This window comes from Kitasatospora sp. NPDC059462 (genome assembly GCF_042749955.1).
GTDB lineage: Bacteria > Actinomycetota > Actinomycetes > Streptomycetales > Streptomycetaceae > Kitasatospora.
Window position 1 is genome coordinate 1 of sequence record NZ_JBHYUU010000290.1, and the last position, 6,694, is coordinate 6,694.

General features: G+C 74.5%; 6 protein-coding genes. 1 reads left to right on the forward strand and 5 read right to left on the reverse strand.

All coding sequences use genetic code 11. The annotated features are described in order from the left end of the window. Positions 1-115: 115 nt before the first annotated feature. From ACFXAM_RS36920 to ACFXAM_RS36935, 4 genes are read right to left on the reverse strand one after another with little or no spacing between them, the layout of a single operon-like run. Positions 116-1,060, reverse strand: coding sequence for an SAM-dependent methyltransferase (locus tag ACFXAM_RS36920; RefSeq protein ID WP_380298090.1), 945 nt, complete (start codon positions 1,058-1,060; stop codon positions 116-118). Next, positions 1,057-1,683, reverse strand: coding sequence for a cysteine hydrolase family protein (locus ACFXAM_RS36925; RefSeq protein WP_380298092.1), 627 nt, complete (start codon positions 1,681-1,683; stop codon positions 1,057-1,059). Before ACFXAM_RS36925 ends, ACFXAM_RS36920 begins: the two co-directional genes overlap by 4 nt. Then, complete coding sequence (locus ACFXAM_RS36930; protein ID WP_380298094.1) at positions 1,680-2,861, reverse strand: isocitrate/isopropylmalate family dehydrogenase; 1,182 nt, start codon at positions 2,859-2,861, stop codon at positions 1,680-1,682. Before ACFXAM_RS36930 ends, ACFXAM_RS36925 begins: the two co-directional genes overlap by 4 nt. A gap of 60 nt (positions 2,862-2,921) precedes the next feature. Then, the gene (locus ACFXAM_RS36935) at positions 2,922-3,455 is read right to left on the reverse strand and encodes an EF-hand domain-containing protein (protein ID WP_380298095.1); all 534 of its coding nucleotides are present in this window, start codon (positions 3,453-3,455) and stop codon (positions 2,922-2,924) included. A 602-nt stretch (positions 3,456-4,057) separates the two neighbouring features. Between ACFXAM_RS36935 and ACFXAM_RS36940 the strand changes: the two genes are divergently transcribed. Further along, positions 4,058-4,858, forward strand: a complete 801-nt coding sequence (locus ACFXAM_RS36940) for a DUF4389 domain-containing protein (protein ID WP_380298097.1) — start codon at positions 4,058-4,060, stop codon at positions 4,856-4,858. A gap of 109 nt (positions 4,859-4,967) precedes the next feature. Here the strand turns inward: ACFXAM_RS36940 and ACFXAM_RS36945 are convergent. Further along, positions 4,968-6,694: S8 family serine peptidase (locus ACFXAM_RS36945; protein WP_380298099.1), on the reverse strand; the 1,727-nt coding region annotated here is incomplete at its 5' end.

Consider the following 6,694-nt stretch of genomic DNA (forward strand, 5'->3'; position numbering starts at 1 on the left):
CTCCAGGGGGCTGCTCCACCGGCCGCAGGGCCCGCCGGCGGCCCGGCCTGCCCGGTGCGGCGTCCGGCGGCCGGCGTCCGCGTGTCCGCGGCGAGGCCCCGGTGACGCGCGGGGGTCACTGCGGCGTCCCGGCCCGCCGGCGGGGGCCGGGGAGCGGGCCGCGCGAGGCGAAGGTCCAGCGGTTGGCGGCGAGCGCGTCGTCGGGCTCGGGCCGGGGACCGCGTCCGTAGTGCCGGGTGAAGTCGAACGGGGTGTGGGTGACGGTGGCCCAGCCCAGGGCGGCCAGGTCGGCGGCGGTGTCGGGCCGGGGCTCGTCGTCGAACAGGGCGAGCAGGTCGATGCCGAGCCGGTCGCGGGCCGCGAGGTACACGGGGTTGCGGCGCACGGCGGCGGGCTCCAGACCCAGCTTCACCTCGTAGGCCAGACTGCTCCCGGCCGCGCTCAGCCGGTCCACGGTGGCGATCAGGCACCGCTCCGCCGCGGCGGGCAGGTAGAGCAGCAGTCCCTCGGCGAGCCAGGCGGTCGGCGCGCCCGGGCGGAACCCGGCGGCGGTCAGCGCCGCCGCCCAGTCCAGCCGCAGGTCGCAGGCCACCGGCACCCGCCGCGCCACGGGCCGGGCGCCGACCCCGTCCAGGACCTTCTGCTTGAACGCCAGCATCCGGGCCCGGTCGAGCTCGAAGACGGTCGTGCCGGGCGGCCAGTCCAGCCGGTGGGCCCGGGTGTCCAGCCCGGCGCCGAGCAGCACCACCTGACGGGCGCCGAGCTGGGCGGCGTGCAGCAGGTGGTCGTCCAGGGTCCTGGTGCGCAGCGCGAAGTAGCCGCCGAGCCTGCCCCACAGCGGGTCGTCCGCGACGTCCGCGTCCCCGGGGACGTCCCCGGGGCGCAGCGGCCAGTGGGCGCAGGCGCGGGCGGCGCGGAGGAAGTGCTCGGCGAACGGGTCCCTGGCCAGGGCGTCGGGGCGGCGGCTCTCGATCGCCCGGGCGGCGGCGACCAGCAGGGCGGTCCGTCCGACCCCCTCGTCGACACCGGTGGTGACAGGAGCGGCCGCGGCGGGGGTCATGGAGACTCCAGGTGGTCGGGGTCGGGAAGCCGTGTCCAGACGGCGGGTCGGTCGTGGGTGGTGACGCGGGCACCGTAGACGCGGCCCATGAAGCGCAGGACCTCCTCGTCCGGGTAGTGCAGGGCGGCGGTGCAGTCGCGCAGCACCGTCACGTGGAAGCCCTTCTGGAAGGCGGTGCGCGCGGTGCTGTCCACGCAGACGTCGGTGAAGACGCCCGCGAAGACCAGGTGCCCGATCCCGTGCTCGGCGAGGTGCGGGCCGAAGCCCTCGCCGAGGAAGGCGTCGAAGCAGGCGTACTTGGTGAACACCGCCTCCCCGGGCCCGGGCGCCACGCCGTGGAACTCGGCGCCCCAGCTGCCGTCGAGGCACTTGGGGCGTTTGCCGAGGACGGCGTCCCGGTGGCGCCAGGCGGCGCCCTGGTGCTCGGGGTCGCCGAGGAAGCGGACGAAGACCACCTCGGTCCCGTGCGCCCGGGCCGTCTCGACCGCCCGGGCGGAGGTGGCGGCGACGGTGGTGAGCCGCTCCGGGTCCCCGGGGTAGCGGGCGGCGGCGACGGGGCCGGCGCAGAAGTCGTTCTGCAGGTCGACCACGACCAGCGCCGTGCGGTCCGTCCCGGCGTTCACGGCCGGTCCGCGAGGGTGCCGACCGGGACCGTGCCGACGGGCAGCGCGTCGGCGGGAAGCGCGTCGCCCGCGGCCCGCGGCCCCACGACCGGCAGGGGGCCGGCGACCGGCGGCGGGCCGGCGGGCGGCCGCGCCGTCAGGCCGTCGAGCACGGCGTCGACCACGTCGGTGGTGGAGTGCCGCCCCCCGAGGTCGGGCGTCCGCACGCCGCTGCGGCCCGCCGCGGCCAGGGCCGCTTCGACGGCGGCCACCGCCCCCGGAACGCCCGCGTGCCGCTCGGCGATCGCCGCGGCGGCGCGCAGGGTGGCGACGGGGTTGACGGTGTCCTTGCCCGTGAGGTCGTCGGCGGAGCCGTGCACGGTCTGGTACTCGACCAGTTCCGCCAGCTCCGGGTGGAGGTGGACGTTCTCCGTGCAGCGGTTCTCCTGCCGCTCGCCGCCGAAGCGGTCGAGCAGGACGACGTGCATGATGTCGGCCCACTCGTTGCCCGCGACGATGACCGTGCGGTCGCCCGGACCGTGCGCTATCAGGTTGCGGTTGACCGTGTCGGGCTGGAACAGCCGCACCTCGACGCCGAGGCCCCGCGCGATCTCGTCCACCCAGTCGTCCAGGGCGCCGTCCAGCAGGTGGTACTTGTAGGCCATCACCACCCGGGCGGGCCCGCCGTCGGGCCACTGCCGCCGGGCGCGCCGGACGGCGAAGTCGAGCACCTTGCGGGTGATCTCCCGGCTGAACTCCATGGTCCGGGTGACCACCCCCGGGCTGTGCCGGTTCTCCCCGGTGTAGAACCCCTGGGCCTCGTCCCGGACCAGCAGCAGCGAGGCGTCCCCGGCGGTGATCGGCTCGACCTTCACGGCCTGCAGCCGTTGGCGGACCAGGTAGAGCGACTGGGCGTTGACGGCCGTCCGGAAGACGGCCGTCGTGCCGAGCCGGGCCCGTTCGCGGCAGAAGCGTTCGTAGTGCCGGGCGTCCTCCTCGGTCAGCCGGCGGATCCGCGCGGTGTCGCCCACCTCCTGCCGCAGCGAGACGTAGGAGTGGTAGGTCCGCGGGGACCTGACGATCTCGACCCCGGCACCGGAGCCGCACACGGCCGCTATCCGGTGCAGGGCCCGTTCGAAGACGGCCGCGAGCTCCACGCCCGTTCCCCGGCCCACCGCGAGTCCGACTGCTGGTTTCACACTGCTCCTCGGCTGGTCGTCGACTGGTCCGGTACGGGCGGGGCGCCGCGGCCGGACGGATCAGGTGGTCGGGTCGCCCACCAGTTGGTCCCCCGGGATCCCCGCCTTGTCCGGGGCGTAGTAGTCCCGGATGCCCTCCGCCCAGGTGGCGACCGGGATCCGGTCGTCCGCGGTCGGCTCGAAGGCGTCGAAGAGGGCGTCGATGTTGGCGTGACCGAAGCCGATCGCGGTCATCAGCGCGATGAACAGCGGGCGTTCGACCAGGCCGTCGCCGTCCGGGTCGCCGAGCGCGGCCAGGGCGTCGGCGAACTGTCCGATCGTCGCGCCGAAGCGCTCGGGGGACAGCACGAACTCGCGGAACTCCTCCCGGGTGACCACGCCGTCCCCATTGGTGTCCAGCTCCGTCTCCAGGGTCACCCAGTAACGCCGGAAGGCGGTGCGGATGGCGTCCTTGGCGGCCTCGTCCGCGTCGACCGCGGCCTCGACCACGCGCTTGGACATCAGGTCGAAGTCCCCGATGTCGATCACACCGTTGCCATTGGCGTCGAACAGGCCGAAGACGAGCTCGATCCGCTGGGTGGCCTCGGTCCGCATGTGCCGCTCCTTCTTTCCGTACGTCGGGGCCGCTGGGTGCCCGATCGGTCTCCCACTATCGGCGAGCGGTGGCGGCCCGTCCGCCCAGCCGCCGTCTGCTTCACCTGATGGAGTGAAGTTCACCGACCGGCAGGGCAGTTGGCGTGACGCCGGGCCGGCGGGCGGGCCGGTGACCAGGTCGGTGACCGGGCCGGCCGCCGGGTGGGTACGCCCGGGACATGACAGCCGACCGGGGCGGGGGCCCGGTCGGACTGGGAGCGATGCTGCCGTAGCGGCCGGCTCCCCCGGGCATTCGAGCGGAATCGTCCGAACCTGATCACGGGTGTCCATGACGCCACCGTTGAGCAACGGGCTGCTTGTCGGGTCGGATGCCGAAATGACCGCAGCGGACCGCCCGCGGACAGCCCCTCCGAACGCCCCGGCCGCTTCCCCCGGACGCTTTCCCCGGACGCTTTCCCCCGACCGTCTCCCAGGGCCGTCTCCCAGGGCCGCCCCCCGGACGGAGCAGCGCACCGTGCGGGCACCGGAGCGGGGCTGGGATCTTCGGAGCACGTGCGGCTTCACCGCGCCGTCCGCCCGGTGCCGAGACCTGGAGGCCCCCGATGTGGCAGGCTCCCCCCGCAGCCGCCCCGTATCCGCAGGAGTGGCTGCCCACGCTCGACCTGCCGGCCCCCGGACCGCAGCACCGGCTCACCGTGCTGCTGCGGATCCTGTTGCTGATCCCGCAGTTCGTGGTGGTGTGGGTGCTGTCGGTGGTGGCCTTCCTCGTCACGGTCGTCGGCTGGTTCGGCGCGCTGGTCCTGGGCCGCCTGCCCGGCTTCGCGGCCGACTACCTCTCGGCGTACGTGCCGTACGAGACCCGGGTCTCCTGCTACCTCCTGCTGACCCACGACCGCTATCCGCCGTTCGCCTTCCGCACCCCCGGCCATCCGGTGCGCGTGGAGCTGCGGCCGGGCGAACTGAACCGCCTCGCCGTGCTGTTCCGGCTGGTCCTGGTGATCCCGGCGGCCGTCGTCCAGGGGCTGCTGTTCGCCGGCTGGTGGGTGGTCGGCTGGATCAGCTGGCTGGTGGTGCTCGCCCTCGGCCGGATGCCGCAGCCGCTGTTCGAGGCGACGGCGGCGGTGCTGCGCTACCGCATGCGGTACCTGGCCTACCTGCTGATGCTGACCTCGGCCTATCCGAAGCGGCTGTTCGGCGACGAACCCGGCTCCGAGCCGGGCGGGCCGGTGTCGGCGACCCGCCCGCTGGTCCTCGGCGGCCCGGGCCGGGCGCTGCTGGTGGCCTTCCTGCTGCTCGGCCTGCTGTCCGGGGCGACCGGCTCGATCACCGCGGAGGTCACCTCGGACGACGACGAGGTCCGGCAGGTCACCGGGCCGCTGCTGCGGGCCCCCCGGAGCGGCTGACCGCCGGGGCCCGGGGCCACCGGCGTCCCGCCGTCCCGGTCCTCGGTACCGGACCGGGACGGCAGGGAGCCCGTCAGCGGATTCTGCGGGTTCAGCGGGTTCTGCGGGTTCAGAAGGTGAGGTTCCAGGCGTCGATCGTGCCGGTGTCGCCGGTGGCTCCGTCCTTCACCCGCAGCTTCCAGGTGCCGTCGGCCGCGCTCGCGGAGGCGTTCACCAGGTAGGTCTTGGCCACGTTGTCGGCGCTGTCGCCGTTCGCGAAGTCCTCCAGGAGGTACACGGTGCCGTTCGGGGCGACCAGGGAGAGGACCAGGTCACCGCGGTAGGTGTGCTTGATGTCCACGCCGACCTTCAGGGCGGTGGGGGCGCTGCCGCCGACGCCGGTGACGACGAGCGGGCTGTCCACCGTGGCGTTGTCGGTGATCGCCACGTCGGTCAGGGTCTCGAAGTACTTGCCGGCCGGCGGGGTGGTGCCGCTGACGGCCTTGAGCGCGTCGACCTGGCCCTCGCCGAAGAAGGCGTTGGCGGCGGTGGTGCCGGTGCAGCGGCTGTCGGACGCGGGGCAGGCCACGTCGTTGGCCTGGACGGCCAGCCGGGCGCGCAGGTCGGCCGGGGTGAAGGACGGGTTGGCGCTCGCGAGCAGCGCCGCGACGCCGGTGACGTGCGGGGAGGCCATCGAGGTGCCGCTCTTGGTGCCGTACTTGCCGCCGGGCAGCGTGGAGTACACGCCGGTGGCGCCGTCCCCGCCGGGCGCGGCGACGTCGATGACGCCCCGGCCGTAGTTGGAGTAGGAGGCCTTGGCGGTGCCGCTGGCCATCGCGGAGACGGTCACCACGCCCGGCAGCTCGGTCGGGATGTCCAGGCAGGCGTTGGTGATGGTCCGGGTGACCGGGGTCGAGTCGTTGGGGCTGGCGCTGTCGGTGGTCTTGTTGGCGAGGTCGTAGTTGGAGTTGCCGGCCGCGGCGACCTGCAGCGAACCCTTGCCCTCGGCGTACTCCTGGGCGCGGCGGACGCCCTCGATGATGGCCGCCTGGTCCAGGTTGTCCGGGCAGTTGAACTGCCAGGGATCGGTGTAGTAGCTGTTGTTGGTCACCTTGAAGCCGTGGTCGCCGGCCCAGACGAAGCCGCAGACGGTGTTCTCGGCGTAGAAGAGCGTGCTGGTCGGCTCGGCGATCCGGACCGAGGCGATCCGCACGCCCGGGGCCACCCCGACGACGCCCTTGCCGTTCTTCGCCGCGGCGATGGTGCCGGCCACGTGGGTGCCGTGGGTGTCGACGTCGCGCCAGGCGCCGGTGCGGGTGTCGGGCCTGCCGTACGCGCAGGAGACCGAGTCGGCGGCGTCGAAGTTGGGCGCGAGGTCCTGGTGCTGGTCGTCGACGCCGGTGTCCAGCACGCCGACCTTGACGGTGGCCGAGCCGGTGGAGACGGCCCAGGCCTGGTCGGCCTTGATCTGGGTCATGTCCCAGCGGTTGGTCTCGGTGAGGGTGGTGGCCGACTGGGCGGGGTTGGCGGGCAGCGCCGGGTTGTAGGCGTCGGCCGGGACGTCCGAGGTCCGGGTGGCGCCGACCTGCTGGACGCCGGGCACCGCCCGCACGGCGGCGGCGAAGCCGGTGGCGGTGGCGTGGGCGACGACGACGCCGATCGCGTCGTAACTCGCGAAGACCGTCCCGCCGTTGGCGGTGACCGCGGCCTTGGCGGCGGCGACGTCGGCGGGGGCGCTGATCACCAGGTAGGCGCGGGTCCCGGCGGCCCAGCCGGCGGCGGCCCGGGGGGCGGTCGCCGCGGCCGGGGCCTGCGGGGCGGGTGCGGCGACGGGGACCGCGCCGGCCGGGGCGGCGG

Bases quoted from the DNA above. Each gene is read 5' to 3' on its own strand.
- ACFXAM_RS36920 (WP_380298090.1), bottom strand. From the start codon at position 1,060: ATGACCCCCGCCGCGGCCGCTCCTGTCACCACCGGTGTCGACGAGGGG.
- ACFXAM_RS36940 (WP_380298097.1), top strand. From the start codon at position 4,058: ATGTGGCAGGCTCCCCCCGCAGCCGCCCCGTATCCGCAGGAGTGGCTG.
- ACFXAM_RS36935 (WP_380298095.1), bottom strand. From the start codon at position 3,455: ATGCGGACCGAGGCCACCCAGCGGATCGAGCTCGTCTTCGGCCTGTTC.